The organism is Pseudomonas argentinensis, from assembly GCF_001839655.2.
GTDB classification, from domain to species: domain Bacteria; phylum Pseudomonadota; class Gammaproteobacteria; order Pseudomonadales; family Pseudomonadaceae; genus Aquipseudomonas; species Aquipseudomonas argentinensis_B.
The window spans coordinates 3,561,467-3,579,611 of sequence record NZ_CP056087.1 but is presented as its reverse complement, the minus strand read 5'-3'; the positions used below and the strand labels follow the sequence as shown (position 1 = coordinate 3,579,611).

At 64.6% G+C, this 18,145-nt stretch carries 19 protein-coding genes; 18 read left to right on the top strand and 1 reads right to left on the bottom strand.

What is annotated here, in order from left to right; genetic code table 11:
• Positions 1-14 precede the first annotated feature (14 nt).
• From fliF to flhB, 17 genes are all read left to right on the top strand, one after another.
• Positions 15-1,817, top strand: a complete 1,803-nt coding sequence (fliF, locus tag SA190iCDA_RS16000) for a flagellar basal-body MS-ring/collar protein FliF (protein WP_070886363.1) — start codon at positions 15-17, stop codon at positions 1,815-1,817.
• Positions 1,810-2,826, top strand: coding sequence for a flagellar motor switch protein FliG (gene fliG, locus SA190iCDA_RS15995; RefSeq protein WP_070886362.1), 1,017 nt, complete (start codon positions 1,810-1,812; stop codon positions 2,824-2,826). The genes fliF and fliG overlap by 8 nt, the downstream gene beginning before the upstream one ends.
• A gap of 3 nt (positions 2,827-2,829) precedes the next feature.
• Positions 2,830-3,615 (top strand): flagellar assembly protein FliH, encoded by a 786-nt coding sequence (gene fliH, locus SA190iCDA_RS15990; RefSeq protein WP_070886361.1) that lies wholly within the window; start codon positions 2,830-2,832, stop codon positions 3,613-3,615.
• The gene (gene fliI, locus SA190iCDA_RS15985) at positions 3,605-4,963 is read left to right on the top strand and encodes a flagellar protein export ATPase FliI (protein ID WP_070886360.1); all 1,359 of its coding nucleotides are present in this window, start codon (positions 3,605-3,607) and stop codon (positions 4,961-4,963) included. The genes fliH and fliI overlap by 11 nt, the downstream gene beginning before the upstream one ends.
• Before the next feature lie 3 nt (positions 4,964-4,966).
• A complete protein-coding gene (gene fliJ / locus SA190iCDA_RS15980; protein WP_070886359.1) occupies positions 4,967-5,419 on the top strand; it encodes a flagellar export protein FliJ in 453 nt (150 codons plus the stop codon).
• A 209-nt stretch (positions 5,420-5,628) separates the two neighbouring features.
• Positions 5,629-5,934 (top strand): STAS domain-containing protein, encoded by a 306-nt coding sequence (locus SA190iCDA_RS15975; RefSeq protein ID WP_070886358.1) that lies wholly within the window; start codon positions 5,629-5,631, stop codon positions 5,932-5,934.
• Between the two features lie 6 nt (positions 5,935-5,940).
• Complete coding sequence (locus SA190iCDA_RS15970) at positions 5,941-7,638, top strand: ATP-binding SpoIIE family protein phosphatase (protein WP_070886357.1); 1,698 nt, start codon at positions 5,941-5,943, stop codon at positions 7,636-7,638.
• A 73-nt stretch (positions 7,639-7,711) separates the two neighbouring features.
• Complete coding sequence (locus SA190iCDA_RS15965) at positions 7,712-8,068, top strand: Hpt domain-containing protein (protein ID WP_070886356.1); 357 nt, start codon at positions 7,712-7,714, stop codon at positions 8,066-8,068.
• 71 nt (positions 8,069-8,139) lie between these two features.
• Positions 8,140-9,411: a flagellar hook-length control protein FliK gene (locus SA190iCDA_RS15960; protein ID WP_070886355.1), complete on the top strand. Its 1,272-nt coding sequence runs from the start codon at positions 8,140-8,142 to the stop codon at positions 9,409-9,411.
• 356 nt (positions 9,412-9,767) lie between these two features.
• Positions 9,768-10,292: a flagellar basal body-associated protein FliL gene (gene fliL, locus SA190iCDA_RS15955; RefSeq protein WP_070886354.1), complete on the top strand. Its 525-nt coding sequence runs from the start codon at positions 9,768-9,770 to the stop codon at positions 10,290-10,292.
• A 15-nt stretch (positions 10,293-10,307) separates the two neighbouring features.
• Entirely contained in the window at positions 10,308-11,282 is a 975-nt protein-coding gene (gene fliM, locus SA190iCDA_RS15950) for a flagellar motor switch protein FliM (RefSeq protein ID WP_070886353.1), read from the top strand.
• A 61-nt stretch (positions 11,283-11,343) separates the two neighbouring features.
• Positions 11,344-11,814, top strand: a complete 471-nt coding sequence (gene fliN, locus SA190iCDA_RS15945; protein WP_070886352.1) for a flagellar motor switch protein FliN — start codon at positions 11,344-11,346, stop codon at positions 11,812-11,814.
• A 3-nt stretch (positions 11,815-11,817) separates the two neighbouring features.
• Complete coding sequence (fliO, locus tag SA190iCDA_RS15940; protein WP_070886351.1) at positions 11,818-12,243, top strand: flagellar biosynthetic protein FliO; 426 nt, start codon at positions 11,818-11,820, stop codon at positions 12,241-12,243.
• Positions 12,243-13,028, top strand: a complete 786-nt coding sequence (fliP, locus tag SA190iCDA_RS15935; protein WP_070886350.1) for a flagellar type III secretion system pore protein FliP — start codon at positions 12,243-12,245, stop codon at positions 13,026-13,028. The genes fliO and fliP overlap by 1 nt, the downstream gene beginning before the upstream one ends.
• Before the next feature lie 10 nt (positions 13,029-13,038).
• The gene (gene fliQ / locus SA190iCDA_RS15930) at positions 13,039-13,308 is read left to right on the top strand and encodes a flagellar biosynthesis protein FliQ (protein ID WP_013791040.1); all 270 of its coding nucleotides are present in this window, start codon (positions 13,039-13,041) and stop codon (positions 13,306-13,308) included.
• A 4-nt stretch (positions 13,309-13,312) separates the two neighbouring features.
• A complete protein-coding gene (gene fliR / locus SA190iCDA_RS15925) occupies positions 13,313-14,089 on the top strand; it encodes a flagellar biosynthetic protein FliR (protein ID WP_070886349.1) in 777 nt (258 codons plus the stop codon).
• Positions 14,089-15,225, top strand: coding sequence for a flagellar biosynthesis protein FlhB (gene flhB / locus SA190iCDA_RS15920; protein WP_070886348.1), 1,137 nt, complete (start codon positions 14,089-14,091; stop codon positions 15,223-15,225). The genes fliR and flhB overlap by 1 nt, the downstream gene beginning before the upstream one ends.
• Before the next feature lie 40 nt (positions 15,226-15,265).
• Here the strand turns inward: flhB and sodC are convergent, their stop codons facing one another.
• Positions 15,266-15,787: a superoxide dismutase family protein gene (gene sodC / locus SA190iCDA_RS15915; RefSeq protein ID WP_070886347.1), complete on the bottom strand. Its 522-nt coding sequence runs from the start codon at positions 15,785-15,787 to the stop codon at positions 15,266-15,268.
• 248 nt (positions 15,788-16,035) lie between these two features.
• On the opposite strand from sodC, the gene flhA reads away from it, so the two are divergent.
• Positions 16,036-18,144 (top strand): flagellar biosynthesis protein FlhA, encoded by a 2,109-nt coding sequence (gene flhA / locus SA190iCDA_RS15910; RefSeq protein ID WP_070886346.1) that lies wholly within the window; start codon positions 16,036-16,038, stop codon positions 18,142-18,144.
• The last annotated feature ends 1 nt before the right edge of the window (position 18,145 follow it).

Sequence of the window (18,145 nt, the reverse complement as noted above, 5' to 3'; positions counted from 1 at the left end):
GGTAGATTTCGATCATGGCCGACGCTCTCGCCGCAAACGTACCTGCCACCGCCGCCGACAACGCGCCGAAGAAGCCGCTGTTCGGGCTGACCTTCCTGGAAAACCTCTCGGACATGCCGCTGCTGCGTCAGGCCGGCCTGCTGGTTGGCCTGGCCGCCAGCGTGGCGATCGGCTTTGCCGTGGTGCTGTGGTCCCAGCAGCCCGAGTACAGGCCGTTGTACGGCAGCCTCGAGGGCATGGATGCGCGTAGCGTGATGGAAACCCTGACCGCCGCCAATATCGATTACACCGTCGAGCCGAACTCCGGCGCCCTGCTGGTCAAGTCCTCGGACCTGGCCCAGGCGCGTATTCGCCTGGCGTCCGCCGGCGTGGCGCCGACCGATACCAGCATCGGTTTCGAGATCCTCGACAAGGAGCAGGGCCTGGGCACCAGCCAGTTCATGGAGGCGACCCGCTACCGTCGCGGCCTGGAAGGCGAACTGGCGCGTACCGTGTCGAGCCTCAACAACGTCAAGGCCGCCCGCGTTCACCTGGCGATCCCGAAGAGTTCGGTGTTCGTGCGTGACGAGCGCAAGCCCAGCGCCTCGGTGCTGGTCGAGCTGTACGCCGGGCGCAGCCTGGAGCCGAGCCAGGTGATGGCCATCGTCAACCTGGTGGCCAGCAGCGTGCCGGAGATGGACAAGGGCCAGGTCACCGTGGTCGACCAGAAGGGCAACCTGTTGTCCGATCAGCAGGAAATGTCCGAGCTGAGCATGGCCGGCAAGCAGTTCGACTACAGCCGTCGCATGGAAAGCCTGTTCACCCAGCGCGTGCACAACATCCTGCAGCCCGTGCTCGGCGTGGGTCGCTACAAGGCCGAAGTATCCGCCGACGTGGACTTCAGCGCCGTCGAGTCGACGTCGGAAACCTTCAACCCGGATCAGCCGGCGCTGCGCAGCGAGCAGCAGGTCAATGAGCAACGCAGCAGCGGCAGCGGCCCCCAGGGCGTGCCGGGCGCACTGAGCAATCAGCCGCCTGGCCCGGCTGCCGCGCCCCAGCAGGCCGGTGGTGCCGCCGCGCCTGGTGGGCCGGTCGCTCCCGGCCAGCCGCTGGTCGATGCCAATGGCCAGCAGATCATGGACCCGGCCACCGGCCAGCCGATGCTGGCGCCGTACCCGGCCGACAAGCGCGACCAGTCGACCCGCAACTTCGAACTCGATCGTTCGGTCAGCTACACCAAGCAGCAGCAGGGTCGCCTGCGCCGGCTTTCCGTCGCCGTGGTGGTCGATGACCAGATGCGCGTCGACCCGGCCACCGGCGAAGCCACCCGGGTGCCGTGGACCAGCGACGACCTGGCGCGCTTTACCCGCCTGGTGCAGGATTCGGTCGGCTTCGATGCCAGCCGCGGCGACAGCGTCAGCGTGATCAATACGCCGTTCAGCAGTGAAACCGCGGAAGTGATCGAAGTGCCGTGGTACCAGAGCGAGCTGTTCCTGATGGCCATGGGCGGCCTCAAGTCGCTGTTCCCGGCGCTGCTGATCTTCCTGCTGGTGTGGTTCGTGCTGCGCCCGGTGTTGAACAACATCACCGGTGGCGGCAAGAACAAGGAACTGGCCTTGGCAGGCGGTGGCCGCGAGGGCGACGTCGACCTCGGCGAAATGGGCGGCATGGACGGCCTGGCCTCCGATCGGGTAAGCCTCGGCGGACCGCAAAGCATTATGTTGCCAAGCCCGAGCGAGGGGTATGATGCACAACTGAACGCGATCAAGAGTCTGGTCGCCGAAGATCCGGGCCGGGTCGCCCAGGTAGTCAAAGACTGGATCAATGCCGATGAATGAGAACCGCACCACCGCCAAGATGAGCAAGGTCGAGAAGGCCGCGATTCTGCTGCTCTCGCTCGGTGAAACCGATGCCGCTCAGGTGCTGCGCCACCTGGGGCCCAAGGAGGTCCAGCGCGTGGGCGTGGCCATGGCCGCCATGCGCAACATCCATCGCGAGCAGGTCGAGCAGGTGATGGGCGAGTTCGTCGAGACCGTCGGCGACCAGACCAGCCTCGGCGTGGGCGCCGACGGCTATATCCGCAAGATGCTCACCCAGGCGCTGGGCGAGGACAAGGCCGGCAACCTGATCGACCGCATCCTGCTCGGCGGCAGCACCAGCGGCCTGGACAGCCTGAAGTGGATGGAGCCGCGCGCGGTCGCCGATGTGATTCGCTACGAGCACCCGCAGATCCAGGCCATCGTGGTCGCCTACCTGGACCCCGATCAGGCCGGCGAAGTGCTGGGCCACTTCGACCACAAGGTGCGCCTGGACATCGTCCTGCGCGTCTCGTCGCTGAATACCGTGCAGCCGGCGGCGCTCAAGGAGCTCAACCTGATTCTCGAGAAGCAGTTCTCCGGCAGTTCCAATACCACCCGCGCTACCATGGGTGGGGTGAAGCGCGCCGCGGACATCATGAACTACCTCGACAGTTCGGTCGAAGGGCCACTGATGGATTCGATCCGCGAGATCGACGAGGACCTGTCGTCGCAGATCGAGGACCTGATGTTCGTCTTCGACAACCTGGCCGACGTCGACGACCGCGGTATCCAGGCGCTGCTGCGCGAGGTCTCGTCCGACGTGCTGGTGCTGGCCCTCAAGGGCGCCGACGAGGCGATCAAGGAAAAGGTCTTCAAGAACATGTCCAAACGGGCGGCCGAGCTGCTGCGTGACGACCTGGAGGCCAAGGGGCCGGTGCGGGTCAGCGACGTGGAAACGGCGCAGAAGGAAATCCTCACCATTGCCCGGCGCATGGCCGAGGCCGGCGAGATCGTGCTTGGCGGCAAGGGCGGCGAGGAGATGGTGTAACCCATGGTAGCCAAGGAACCGGTCAGCGAGCTGATTCGCGCCAAGGATCTGGGCAGTGTCGACCGTTGGTCGCTGCCCAGTTTCGACGAGCATGACGAGTCGCAGGCCGAGGTGCCCGCGCCGGAGCCGGTGGCTGCCGAGCCGACGCCGGTGGTGCAGGAAAGCGAGGAGGTGGCCCTCGAGGATGTCAAACCCTTGACGCTCGACGAGCTCGAGGCGATCCGCCAGGACGCCTACAACGAGGGTTTCGCTACCGGTGAGAAGGATGGCTTCCGGGCCGGCCAGCTCAAGGCCAAGCAGGAGGCGGACGCTGCCCTGGCCGGGCGGGTCCAGGCGCTCGAGCAGGTCATGCGTCATCTGTTCGAACCGATCGCCGAGCAGGATCAGCAACTGGAGGTGGCCCTGGTGACCCTGGTCGGCCAGGTCGCCCGGGAAGTCATCCAGCGTGAGCTGAGCCGCGACTCCAGCCAGATCCGCCAGGTGCTGCGCGAAGCGCTCAAGTTGTTGCCGATGGGCGCGGAAAACATCCGCATTCACCTCAACCCCCAGGACTTCGAACTGGTCAAGACGCTGCGCGACCGCCACGAGGAAAACTGGCGGATTCTCGAAGACGATTCGCTGCTGCCGGGCGGTTGCCGGGTGGAAAGCGAGCACAGCCGCATCGATGCCAGTGTCGAAACCCGGCTGAGCCAGGCACTCAAGCAGCTGTTCGAGCAACAGCGCGAGCATGCCACCACGCCGCGCGCTGCCGACATGGTCATCGACCTGGATGCCAGCGATGCGCCTTGAGCGCCTCAGCTTCGCCCGCCGCCTGGACGGCTACGGCGAGGCCGTCAAACTGCCCACCCAGCCCATAGTCGAAGGTCGCCTGCTGCGCATGGTCGGCCTGACCCTGGAGGCCGAGGGCCTGCGTGCCGCGCTCGGCAGTCGCTGCCTGGTAATCAACGACGACAGCTACCACCCGGTACAGGTCGAGGCCGAGGTGATGGGGTTCTCCTCCGGCAAGATCTACCTGATGCCGGTCGGCAGCCTGGCCGGAATCGCGCCGGGCGCTCGGGTGGTTCCGCTGCCGGATACCGGGCGCCTGCCCATGGGCATGTCGATGCTCGGCCGGGTCCTCGATGGCGCCGGCCGCGCCCTGGACGGCAAGGGCGGCATGAAGGCCGAGGACTGGGTGCCGATGGACGGACCGACCATCAACCCCCTCAAGCGTCACCCGATCAGCGAACCGCTGGATGTCGGCATCCGCAGCATCAATGGGCTGCTCACCGTCGGCCGCGGTCAGCGCCTGGGTCTGTTCGCCGGTACCGGCGTCGGTAAATCGGTGCTGCTGGGCATGATGACGCGCTTCACCGAGGCCGAAATCATCGTGGTCGGGCTGATCGGTGAGCGGGGCCGCGAGGTGAAGGAATTCATCGACGAGATTCTTGGCGAGGAGGGCATCAAGCGTTCGGTAGTGGTCGCCTCACCGGCCGATGACGCGCCACTGATGCGCCTGCGCGCCGCCATGTACTGCACGCGGATCGCCGAATATTTCCGCGACAAGGGCAAGAACGTCCTGTTGCTGATGGACTCGCTGACCCGTTTCGCCCAGGCCCAGCGGGAAATCGCCCTGGCCATCGGTGAGCCGCCGGCGACCAAGGGCTACCCACCTTCGGTGTTCGCCAAGCTGCCGCGCCTGGTCGAGCGGGCCGGTAACGCCGAGGCGGGGGGCGGTTCGATCACCGCCTTCTACACCGTGTTGTCCGAAGGCGATGACCAGCAGGATCCCATTGCCGACGCCGCCCGCGGCGTGCTCGACGGCCACTTCGTATTGTCCCGGCGTCTGGCCGAGGAGGGGCATTACCCGGCCATCGATATCGAAGCCTCGATCAGCCGGGTGATGCCCCAGGTGGTCAGTCCCGAGCACATGCGCAACGCCCAGCGCTTCAAGCAGCTGTGGTCGCGTTACCAGCAGAGCCGCGACCTGATCAGCGTCGGTGCCTACGTGCCGGGGGGCGATGCCGACACCGACCTGGCCATCGCCCGCCAGCCGGTGATGGTGCGCTACCTGCGCCAGGCCCTGGGCGAAAGCGAGAGCCTGGACAGCAGCCGCGAGCTGCTTGCCGCGGTGCTCAACCCCACGGCGGCGTCCTAACCGGTGGCCGCCAGCCGAGCGGCGCGTCTGGCGCCGGTGGTCGACATGGCCGAGAAGGCCGAGCGCGAAGCGGCCTTGCAGCTCGGTCGCGCCCAGGGCCTGCTGGGGCAGGCGCAGAACAAGCTCGCGGACCTGGAAAATTACCTGCAGGGCTATCAGCAGCAATGGATGAGCGAGGGCCAGCGCGGTGTATCTGGCCAGTGGCTGATGAACTATCAGCGCTTCCTGTCCCAGCTCGACGTGGCGATCGCCCAGCAGCAGCAGGCGGTCAACTGGCACCGCAACAACCTGGACAAGGTGCGCGAGGTCTGGCAACAGCGCTACGCGCGCCTGGAAGGGCTGCGCAAGCTGGTGCAGCGCTACCTGGACGAAGCACGCCTGGCCGAGGACAAGCGCGAGCAGAAACTGCTCGACGAACTGTCCCAACGCATTCCGCGACGCGATTCCCTGGAATGATGGTTGCCGCTTGCGCGGGCTAGTGCTAAATCTTCTTAGGCCGGAATTCAGCATCGCCGGAACGGGGGCTGGGCAGGGCCAGGAAAAACAGGTGAGACACCGCGTCACCACACGGGTCAACAGCTTATCGGCTGCTCCACGGAGCAGATTCGGCCACGTTGACCCGCCTTAGCGGGCTACGGGTTATCCCGGATATCAAGGAGTGTTTCATGCCCATCACCTCGCTGCCCTCGGAAGACGGGCAAGAGTTGACCATCACCATTCAGGGTCGCTTCGATTTCGGCGCCCATCAGGAATTTCGCCGCGCCTACGAGCGTGTCGATATCCGTCCCAAGCGTTACACGGTCGATCTCAAGGGAACGACTTATCTGGACAGCTCGGCGCTGGGCATGTTGTTGTTGCTGCGTGATCATGCCGGTGGCGACCGCGCGCAGATCCGCCTGCTCAACTGCAACGCCGATGTCCGCAAGATTCTCTCCATTTCCAACTTCGAACAGCTTTTCAAGATCGATTGAGGCGCGATGAACGCCTCCTCCCTGACCGTACTGATTGCCGAGGACAGCGCCACTGACCGCATGCTGCTGTCGACCATCGTCGGCCGCCAGGGGCATCGGGTATTGGTTGCTGCCAATGGCCTGGAGGCGGTGGCGCTGTTCGAGTCGCAGCGCCCGCAACTGGTGCTGATGGATGCGCTGATGCCGGTGATGGACGGCTTCGAGGCGGCCAGGCGGATCAAGGCCATGGCCGGTGAAGCCATGGTGCCGATCATCTTCCTGACCTCCCTGAGCGAAGATGAGGCGCTGGTCAGCTGCCTGGAGGCGGGCGGCGATGACTTTCTCGCCAAGCCCTACAGCCGGGTGATTCTCGAAGCCAAGATCAACGCCATGGACCGTTTGCGGCGCCTGCACCAGGAGGTGCTGCTTCAGCGCGACCAGATCGCCCGGCACAACGAGCACCTGCAGAACGAGCAACTGGTCGCCAAGGCGGTCTTCGACAAGGTGGCCCACTCCGGTTGCCTGGGTTCCGGCAACGTGCGCTACCTGCAGTCGCCCTACGCACTGTTCAATGGCGATCTGTTGCTGGCCGCCTTTCACCCCAGTGGCGACATGCACGTGCTGCTCGGTGATTTCACCGGTCATGGCCTGCCCGCGGCGATCGGCGCCATGCCCCTGGCGGACGTCTTCTACCGCATGACCGGCAAAGGGCATTCGCTGGTGGAAATCCTCCACGAGAGCAATGCCAAGTTGCGCCGCATCCTGCCCCGCGGAGTGTTTTGCTGCGCCACCCTGTTGAGCATCAGCTTCCGCCGCCGGACGGTCGACTTCTGGGGCGGCGGCCTGCCCGCCGGTTATGTGCTGCGCCAGGGCAGTGGCGAGCGGGTGCCCCTGGTATCGCGCCACCTGCCGCTGGGCGTGCTCGAGCCGGAAAGTTTCCGCGATGACTACGAATCCTACGCGCTGGAGCTGGGCGACCGGGTTTTCCTGCTCTCCGACGGTGTACTCGAAGCGCAGAACGAGCGCGACGAGCTGTTCGGCGAACAGCGCCTGCTCGAGGTGCTCGATGGCAGCCGAGACCCGTCGCGGCTGTTCGCCGATATTCGCCAGGCCCTGCAGACTTTCCATGGCGAGGCCCGCGATGACGTCAGCCTGGTCGAAGTGACCATGATCGACGAGGGCGCGGTCGTCCGGCCGCCGTTGCCGGCAAGTGAATCCCAGGCCGGCCCGGAGAACTGGTCGGCCCGCTATGATTTTCGTGGCTCCACCTTGCGCGACTTCTATCCCTTGCCACACCTGTTGCAGTTGCTGCTCGAAGTGCCGGGCCTGCGTGGCAATGGTGGCAATCTCTACAGCGTGCTGTGCGAGCTGTACACCAATGCGCTCGAACATGGCGTGCTGGAGCTGGACTCCTCGCTCAAGCGTGATGCAGCCGGTTTCGCCGAATACTACAGGCTGCGCGCCGAGCGGCTCGACGCCTTGCAGGAAGGCTGCGTCAGCGTGGCTTTCGATGTGCGTCAGCACCCGAGCGGCGGACGCCTGACCTTGACGGTCGAGGACAGCGGCGCGGGGTTCGATGCGGCTGCGGTGAGGGCGCGACAGCGCACTACCGACGGTTTGAGCGGGCGCGGTATGGGGCTGATCCAGGAGTTGAGCGAACGTTGCGAGTGGTCGCCTGACGGACGTCGGGTCAGTGTGGAGTTTTCCTGGGCCACCCAGGCATAATCCGCCTGCTTTTGCGTGTCACACACATGCTCGCGGCGGCGAACCGTCGTTCGAGGCTGGCCTGGAGTCTAGGGTGTCCGACAATCATCTGGATCGCGATGTACTCAATACCCTGCAGGACATCATGGAGGACGAGTATCCGGTGCTGCTGGATACCTTCGTGACCGACTCCGAAGAGCGCCTGCGCCTGCTGAAAAATGCCGAGCACGATCAGGATGCCCAGGCCATGCGCCGCGCTGCGCACAGTTTCAAGGGCAGCTGCAGCAACATGGGCGCCAAGGTGCTGGCCGAATCCTGCCGGGAGCTCGAAGAGTTGGCGCGCCGTGGCGAAATGGCCGGGTCGGCGCACCTGGTCGCGCGCATCGAGCGCGAGTTCGCCATCGTGCGGATCCTGCTGAAGTCCGAACGGCAGCGTTTTCCGGCCAGCTAATCCCTTGTACGAATGTTGGCCCAACCTTTGCTTGAAGAGGGCATACGTCATAATTCAAGCGGAGAGCATTCATGCCCGTTGCCCCTGATCTGTTGCTGACCCCAGCGGCGGCTGCCAAGCCCAAGGCCGCGCCAGCGACCACTACGCAGAGCACCGCGCAACCGCGCAAGCAGGAAGCTTCCAGCTTCTCGCAAGTTTATGCCAAGGAGCGCCAGGCGAAAGCCGCCGAGCGCCAGGACGATGCCGCCAAGTCGGCTCGCGATGGCAAGACCGACCCCCAGGCGGGCGCCAGCGATCCGGCAGCGGCCGCTGCCGCCGAGCCGGCGGTTGCCGATAGCGGCAAGGATTTGCCTGAAGAGCCGACGCTCGAGGAGGGGGCCGTCGACCCCCTGATGCTGCTGGGCTTGTTCCAGCCAGAGCCGGAGGCTGTGGTGGTCGAGGGCGAACCCGACTCGCAGGCCGCGACCGCGGCCTCGACCAGCCTGATCGGTTCCGCGCCGGCAAGCATGACCGAGGCGAGTTTCGACCCGGAAATCGACGCGCTCAATCAGCAGCCTGCCGTGCAATTGGCGCTCGAGGTCGGCGCCCAGGACAAGGCCGCCGCGCAGTCGACGACCACGCCTGGTGGCGCGGCCACTTCCGCCTCGGCCAGCAGCGGCCAGGCGTTCGCCAGCGCCATGGCAGCCATGGGCATGAAGGCGGGCGCCATGGAGGGTGAGCCGAGCGAGGTTACCCCATTGCCGTCTTTCGAGCTCAGCAGCGAAGCGCTCGAGGCACTCAAGGAGAGCTCGGCCGGCACCGCGCCAGAGCAGTTCGTCAGCAAGCTCAGTGCCCTGAGCCAGGCCATTGGTCAGCAGGCCTCCCAGGTCGGGCGAGTTCCGGTGGTGCCCGGGCAACCACTGGCCATGCAGCAGGCCGGCTTTAGCGAAGGAGTGGTGGACAAGGTGATGTGGATGTCCAGCCAGAACCTCAAGTCCGCGGAGATCCAGCTCGACCCGGCTGAGCTTGGGCGCCTCGATGTGCGCATCAGCCTGAACCAGGATCAGACCCAGATCAGCTTCGCCAGCGCGCACCCGAGCGTACGCGAGGCCCTGGAAGGCCAGGTGCACCGCCTGCGCGAGATGTTCACCCAGCAGGGTATGAACCTGGCCGACGTGAATGTCTCCGATCAGTCCCAGGGCCGCGCCTGGCAGGGCCAGGAAGGTGATGGGCGCGGCCGCGGCAGCCGGATGGCGGACGAGGGCGGGGCCGGTGGCGAAAGCGAGGAGCGGGTGCTCGGCAGCATCGAGATCCGCGACCCGGCCCAGGGCGCTGGCCGCGGCATGGTCGACTATTACGCCTGATGCGAATGGCACGTGCTTAGCGCGTAGGGCGGACTCAGGAGCGAAGCGAACAGACCGCCAAACCTCTCGATCTTGCACAACGGCAACGGCGCACTGCTTCGCGAGTACGCCCTACCGCGCTGGCTCCGGCGCGGCCGTGCGTGAAACGGGAACAGACCCTACACTTCGAATCACCCCGCTCAATCCGTCGAGCGGGGTGATTTGCTTTGCACGGCACCCCTGGAGTCGGGTCAGGCACCACGCTTTCGCGTAACATGGCGCGCTCGGTGATTGCAGCCGTGTCTTTGAGCTGGCATAACAGTTGCTCTTAACCTATTGAAAGCGGAGGGTTCTCCGCTCCGTGACGGATTTTTGGCATGGCAAAGAAGAACGCGCCACCCGCTGCTGCTGCCGAAGCAGGTAGCAAGCCGCCTGGCAAACTCAAGCTCATCATCGCGATCGTGTTGGCACTGTTGCTGGCCGTGGGGGCGTCGATCGGTGGCACCTGGTTCTTTCTGAGCAAGGACAGCGCCAAGCCGGACGCCGAGCATGCGCAGGCCGAGAATGCCGCGCCGGTCAAGCAGCCGGCGATCTATGAAGAGTTGACGCCCGCCTTCGTGGTCAATTTCACCCAGAACGGCAGGGCGCGCTACATGCAGGTCAGCGTGGCGCTGATGACCCGCGACCAGGCTGCTCTGGACGCGCTGAAGGTACACATGCCGGTGCTGCGCAACAACCTGGTGATGCTGTTTTCCAGCCAGGATTTCGCCACCCTGATCACCCCGGTCGGCAAGGAAATGCTGCGCCAGCAGGCCACCGCCAGCGTGCAGCAACTGGCCGAGAAGGAAACCGGCAAGGTGACCGTCGAGCAGGTGCTGTTCACCAACCTCGTGTTGCAATAGGGCGGGAGTTCACTGATGGCCGTACAAGACCTGCTGTCCCAGGACGAGATCGATGCGCTGCTGCACGGGGTCGATGATGGCCTGGTGGAGACCGAGGAGTTCGTCGAGCCCGGTAGCGTCAAGCAATATGACCTGACCAGCCAGGATCGCATCGTGCGCGGGCGCATGCCGACCCTGGAAATGATCAACGAGCGTTTCGCGCGCTACACCCGCATCAGCATGTTCAACCTGCTGCGCCGCTCCGCCGATGTGGCGGTGGGCGGCGTGCAGGTCATGAAGTTCGGCGAGTACGTGCACTCCCTGTACGTGCCCACCAGCCTCAACCTGGTGAAGATGAAGCCGCTGCGCGGCACCGGCCTGTTCATTCTCGATGCCAAGCTGGTGTTCAAGCTGGTCGACAACTTCTTTGGCGGCGATGGCCGCCACGCCAAGATCGAAGGCCGCGAATTCACCCCTACCGAATTGCGTGTGGTGCGCATGGTGCTCGATCAGGCGTTCATCGACCTGCGCGAGGCCTGGGCGGCGGTGATGGACATCAATTTCGAGTACGTGGGCTCGGAGGTCAACCCGGCCCTGGCCAACATCGTCAGCCCCAGCGAAGTGATCGTGGTATCCACCTTCCATATCGAACTCGACGGCGGCGGTGGCGACCTGCACGTGACCATGCCTTACGCCATGATCGAGCCGATCCGCGAGATGCTCGACGCCGGCTTCCAGTCCGATGTCGACGACCAGGACGAGCGCTGGGTCAAGGCCTTGCGCGAAGACATCCTCGACGTCAGCGTGCCGTTGAGCGCCACGGTTGCGCGGCGTCAGCTCAAGGTGCGCGACATTCTGCACATGCAGCCCGGCGACGTGATTCCCGTCGAGTTGCCCGAGCACATGATCCTGCGCGCCAATGGCGTGCCATCCTTCAAGGTCAAACTGGGCTCGCACAAGGGCAACCTGTCGTTGCAGGTGCTCGACCCCGTGGATCGCCAACACCGTTAGCCCAATCATCTGCCGCGCCGCGCGCGTGGCCAAACCGATAAACGCCAGCCGAGGTTGAACGATGGCAGACGAGAACGAACAAACCAGCCCCGAGGAACAGGCGCTCGCCGACGAGTGGGCGGCGGCGCTGTCCGAGTCCGGTGATGCGGGCGGGCAGGACGATATCGACGCGATGCTGGCCGCCAGTGCGGCCAGCCAGCCGGCTGCACCGCGTGCGCCGATGGAAGAGTTCGGCAGCATGCCCAAGGCCAGCAACCCGGTCAGCCTGGAAGGCCCGAACCTCGATGTGATTCTCGACATTCCGGTGTCCATCTCCATGGAAGTGGGCAATGCCGATATCACCATCCGCAACCTGTTGCAGCTCAACCAGGGCTCGGTGATCGAGCTCGATCGTCTGGCCGGCGAGCCGCTCGACGTGCTGGTCAACGGCACCCTGATCGCCCATGGCGAGGTGGTGGTGGTCAACGAGAAGTTCGGCATCCGCCTGACCGACGTGATCAGCCCCAGTGAACGCATCAAGAAGCTGCGCTGACGCATGAACAGACTCCTGCTCACACTGCTGGCGTTGCCATGCTTCGCATTAGCCGCCGAACCGGCTACCCAGGCGCCTGCGGCCAGCGGCGGCATCGCCGGCCAGTTGGCCCAGTTGGTGATCGGCCTGCTGCTGGTGATCGGCCTGATCTTCCTGCTCGCCTGGATGATGCGCCGCGTGCAGCGCCTGGGGCCCAACAATGGCAAGGTGATCAAGATCGTCGCCAGCCAGGCGCTGAGCCCCCGTGACCGACTGGTGCTGGTGCAGGTGGGCAACGAGCAGATCCTGCTTGGCCTCACGCCTGGGCGCATCAACCCGCTGCACGTGATGGGCGAGCCGGTTCACCTGGCCGATGCCGAGCCGGCTTCCACCGAATTTTCCCAGCGCCTCATGGAACTGCTGGGCAAGGATCAGAAGGACAAGTCCTGATGTTGCGACTTCTGCTTGTGCTGGTGTTCGCGCTGGGAGCTTCGCTGGCCTTTGCCCAGGAGCCGCCATCACCCAGCCCGCTGATCCAGCAGGGCAGCAATCCGCTGTCGATTCCGGCGATCACTCTGAGCACCGATGCCGAGGGGCAGCAGGAGTACTCGGTCAGCCTGCAGATCCTGCTGATCATGACGGCGCTGAGCTTTATCCCGGCGTTCCTCATGCTGATGACCAGCTTCACGCGGATCATCATCGTGTTCTCGATCCTGCGTCAGGCGCTGGGCTTGCAGCAGACCCCGTCCAACCAGATTCTCATCGGCCTGGCGTTGTTCCTGACCATGTTCATCATGGCCCCGGTGTTCGACCAGATTAACCGCGAGGCGCTGCAGCCGTACCTCAACGAGCAACTGCCGGCGCAGCAGGCGATCGAGCGGGCCGAGGTGCCGATCAAGAACTTCATGCTGGCGCAGACCCGGGAAAGCGATCTGGAGCTGTTCGTGCGCCTGTCCCAGCGCACCGATATCACCAGCCCGGAAGCGGCGCCACTGACCATCCTGGTGCCGGCCTTCGTGACCTCGGAGCTCAAGACCGCGTTCCAGATCGGTTTCATGATCTTCATCCCGTTTCTGATCATCGACATGGTGGTGGCCAGTATCCTCATGGCCATGGGCATGATGATGCTGTCGCCGCTGATCATTTCGCTGCCGTTCAAGATCATGCTGTTCGTGCTGATCGACGGCTGGGCGTTGATCATGGGCACCCTGGCCAGCAGTTTCGGCACCTTGTAGCGAGGCTCACATGACCCCTGAAGTTGCTGTCGATCTATTCCGCGAAGGACTCTGGCTGATTTCCCTGATGGTCGGCCTGCTGGTCATGCCCAGCCTGCTGGTGGGCCTCTTGGTGGCCATGTTCCAGGCCGCCACGCAGATCAACGAACAGACCCTGAGCTTTCTGCCGCGTCTGCTGGTGATGCTGCTGACCCTGATCGTTGCCGGGCCCTGGATGGTGCAGCAGCTGATGGAATACACGCAGAACCTGATCATGAACATTCCGCAGCTGATCGGCTGAGCCGATGTTCGAGCTGAGCGACGCGCAGATCGGCAGCTGGGTCAGCAGTTTCGTGCTGCCGCTGTTTCGCATCGCCGCCCTGCTGATGGTGGTGCCGATCATCGGCACCCAGCTGGTACCGACCCGGGTGCGCCTGTACCTGGCCCTGGCGATCAGCGTGGTGGTGGTGCCCACCCTGCCGCCGATGCCGCTGGTCGATTCGATCAGCCTGCAGGCCTTCATGCTGATCGCCCAGGAAATCCTCATCGGGGTGATGCTCGGCTTCGTGCTGCAGTTGTTCTTTCACGTCTTCGTGGTCGCCGGGCAGATCCTGGCGATGCAGATGGGCCTGGGTTTCGCCTCCATGGTCGACCCGGCCAATGGCATTTCGGTACCGGTGATCGGCCAGTATTTCACCATGCTGGTGACCTTGCTGTTCCTGGCCATGAACGGCCACCTGGTGGTCTTCGAGGTGCTGGCCGAGAGCTTCGTGACCCTGCCGCCGGGCTCCGGTCTGCAGGTCGAGCATTATTGGGAGATCGCCACCAAGCTCGGCTGGGTGATGGGCGCCGCGCTGATTCTGGTGTTGCCGGCGGTCACCGCGCTGCTGGTGGTGAACATCGCCTTTGGCGTGATGACCCGTGCGGCGCCGCAACTGAACATCTTCTCCATCGGTTTTCCGCTCACCCTGGTGCTGGGTATGGTGATCGTGTGGATTTCTCTGGCTGACATCCTGGCGCATTATCAGGCCCTGGCGACCGAGGCACTGATCATGCTGCGTGAACTGGCGAGGGCGAGCTGATGGCCGAGTCGGATAGCGGTGCCGATAAAAGCGAGGAACCCACGGAGAAACGCCGCCGCGAATCCCGTGAAAAAGGCCAGATCGCGCGTTCCCGTGAACTCAACACCCTGGCCATCATGCTGGCGGGGACCGGTGGGCTGCTGGCCACCGGCGGGTCGATCGGCAACGCCATGCTGGAGATGATGCGCGGCAATTTCTCGCTGTCGCGCGAGGTACTGATGGACGAGCGCAGCATGGCCCTGTGGCTGGCCGCTTCCGGGCAGTTGGCGCTCGAGGCGCTGATGCCGCTGCTTGTCGTTCTGCTGGTGATGTCCATCGTCGGGCCGATCGCCCTGGGTGGCTGGCTATTCTCGGCCAAGGCCATGGCGCCCAAGTTCAGCCGCATGAATCCGCTTGCCGGGCTCAAGCGCATGTTCTCGATGAAGGCGCTGGTCGAGCTGCTCAAGGCGCTGGGGAAATTCATCGTCATTCTGGTGGTGGCACTGGTGGTGCTTTCGATGGATCGCGACGATCTGTTGGCGATCGCCAACGAACCCATAGAGTCGGCGATCATGCATTCGGCCCAGGTCGTCGGTTGGAGCGCGCTGTGGATGTCCCTCGGGCTGATCCTGATCGCTGCGGTGGACGTGCCCTTCCAGCTCTGGGACAACAAGCAGAAGCTGATGATGACCAAGCAGGAGGTCAAGGACGAGTACAAGGACAGCGAGGGCAAGCCGGAGGTCAAGCAGCGCATTCGCCAGCTGCAGCACGAGATGACCCAGCGGCGCATGATGCAGGCCGTGCCCCAGGCCGACGTGGTGATCACCAACCCGACGCACTTTGCCGTTGCCTTGAAATACGACCCGGAAGCGGGGCAGGCGCCCCTGTTGCTGGCCAAGGGCAGCGACTTCACCGCGCTGAAGATCCGCGAGATCGCCACCGAGCACAACGTGCTGCTGCTGGAGTCGCCGGCCCTGGCACGTTCGATCTACCACACCACGGAGCTCGATCAGGAAATTCCTGCCGGCCTGTATCTCGCCGTCGCCCAGGTGCTCGCGTACGTCTATCAGATCCGCCAGTTCCAGGCCGGCAAGGGCAAGCGGCCGGCGCCGCTGAAGGATCTGCCCATACCGCCGGATCTGCGCCGGGACGAATGAGTGAGCGCAGCCTGCCCAGGTGCAGGCTGCGCCCGGTCCGTTACTCGATCACGCCACAGGCCACGCGTGCGCCACCGCCGCCCAGAGGCTTGGGATGGTCGGCGTGGTTGTCGCCACCGGCGTGTACCATCAGCGACAGGTTGTTGAGCTCGTCCACGCTCTTGATGCGCGGCGCCAGCACGGGCTGGTTGGCCTTGCCGTCGGCGGTCACCAGCAGGGCGGGGAGGTCGCCCAGATGGCCGTCGCCCCAGGGCAGGCCGTGCTTGCCGGTGTTTTTCGGATCCCAGTGACCGCCAGCGGCTTCGGCAGCGGAGGGCTGGCCATCCTTGGGCGCCGGGTCGCAACTGGGCTTGCCGTGTACATGGAAGCCATGCACCCCGGGCTCCAGGTCATGCAGCTCGGGGGTGAACACCACGCCGTAAGGGCTCTGGCTGATCACCACCTTGCCCACCGAACTGCCGACGCCGTTGGCATCCACAGCGTTGAGTTCGACGGTCTTGTCAGCGGCGTGCAGGCTGGCCGCGCAGCAACTGGCCAGGGCGGCCATCATCCAACGTTTCATGGTGCTCTCCTTGGTGGATCGTGTTTGGGTGGAGCCATTGCTCACAGGCTGTGACTGGCCTTTGCCGGTGGGGTTCGTGTTTTCGTCCCCCGGTTGCGCGGTGGCGGCCTTTGGCCGCCGGTGGGAGCCGCCTGTTTCGCGGCTTTCGAAGAGTTGGAAAGGTTCTTGCAGTACCGGCTGCAGAGACGTCCTGGACGTCAAAAGATTGAATCAGTCGGGGTACCCACGTGGCACTAGATCGCGCACAAATGATTGGCGACGTTCGCAGCAACCTTTCCGGGCTGCGCAAAGGCAATCTCGGCATTCCGCTGTTGCTGCTGGTCATGCTTGCCATGGTCATGCTGCCAATCCCGCCGTTTTTGCTCGACGTGCTGTTCACCTTTAGCATCGCGTTGTCGATCGTCGTGCTGCTGGTGGCGATCTACGCGCTGCGGCCGCTGGATTTCGCCGTGTTCCCGACCATTCTGCTGGCCGCGACCCTGCTGCGTCTGGCCCTCAACGTGGCCTCCACGCGGGTGGTGCTGCTGCATGGCCAGGACGGCCACGACGCGGCGGGCAAGGTGATCCAGGCCTTCGGTGAGGTGGTGATCGGCGGCAACTACGTGGTCGGTATCGTGGTGTTCGCGATCCTCATGATCATCAACTTCGTGGTGGTCACCAAGGGTGCCGGGCGCATTTCCGAGGTGAGCGCGCGCTTCACCCTGGACGCCATGCCCGGCAAGCAGATGGCCATCGACGCCGACCTCAACGCCGGCCTGATTGATCAGGTGGAAGCCAAGAAGCGCCGCAGCGAGGTGGCCCAGGAAGCCGATTTCTACGGTTCCATGGACGGTGCCAGCAAGTTCGTGCGCGGCGACGCCGTGGCCGGCCTGCTGATCCTGTTCATCAACCTGATCGGCGGCATTGCCATCGGCATGCTGCAGCACGGTCTGAGCTTCGGCGACGCCGGGCGTATCTACACGCTGCTGACCATCGGTGACGGCCTGGTCGCCCAGATCCCCTCGCTGCTGCTGTCCACCGCCGCGGCGATCATGGTCACCCGCGTTTCCAGCGCCGAGGACATGGGCGCTCAGGTCAACCGGCAGATGTTCGCCTCGCCCCGCGCGCTGGCCGTATCGGCGGCAATCATGATCGCCATGGGCCTGGTGCCGGGCATGCCCCACATGTCGTTCATCAGCCTTGGCCTGGTGGCCGCCGGCGCGGCGTACTGGATCGCCAACAAGCAGCGCAAGGTCAAGGAAGCCGAAGTCATCGAAGTGCAGCGCCAGCAGGAACTGCTGCCGGCCCAGCGCGCCCAGGAGGTCAAGGAACTGGGCTGGGACGACGTGGTGCCGGTGGACATGGTCGGCCTGGAAGTGGGCTACCGGCTGATTCCCCTGGTCGATCGCAACCAGGGTGGGCAGCTGCTGGCGCGTATCAAGGGCGTGCGCAAGAAGCTCTCCCAGGAGATGGGCTTTCTGATGCCATCGGTGCATATCCGCGACAACCTGGACCTGCAGCCCAACGCCTACCGCCTGACCCTGATGGGCGTCAGTGTCGCCGAGGCCGAGGTGTACCCGGATCGGGAACTGGCGATCAACCCCGGCCAGGTGTTCGGCACCCTCAATGGGGTGGCCGCCAGAGATCCGGCGTTCGGCCTGGAGGCGGTGTGGATCGACCCGGGCCAGCGCGACCAGGCGCAGTCGCTCGGTTACACCGTGGTGGACGCCAGTACCGTGGTGGCCACGCACCTCAATCAGATCCTGCACAAGCACGCCCATGAGCTGCTCGGCCACGAAGAAGTCCAGCAATTGATGCAGCTGCTGGCGAAAAGCTCGCCGAAACTGGCCGAAGAGCTGGTGCCGGGCCTGATTTCCCTGTCGACCCTGCTCAAGGTATTGCAGGCGCTGTTGCAGGAGCAGGTACCGGTGCGCGATATCCGCACCATCGCCGAGGCCATCGCCAACGTCGCGCCAAGGAGTCAAGATCCCGCCGCCATGGTGGCGGCAGTTCGTGTCGCGCTGTCCCGCGCCATCGTGCAAAACATCGTGGGACTAGAGCCGGAGCTGCCTGTGATCACCCTTGAGCCAAGGTTGGAACAGATATTGCTAAACAGTCTTCAGAAGGCCGGTCAGGGCTCCGAGGATGGCATCCTCCTCGAACCTGGCATGGCCGAGAAGCTGCAGCGTTCCCTGGTGGAAGCAGCGCAGCGTCAGGAGATGCTTGGCAAGCCGGTGATTCTGCTGGCAGCCGGGCCGGTTCGGGGAATGCTCTCGCGTTTCGCCCGGTTGGCCGTCCCGAGCATGCATGTTCTGGCGTACCAGGAAATTCCGGACAACAAGCAGGTCACCATCGTTGCGACGGTGGGGCAGAACTAAT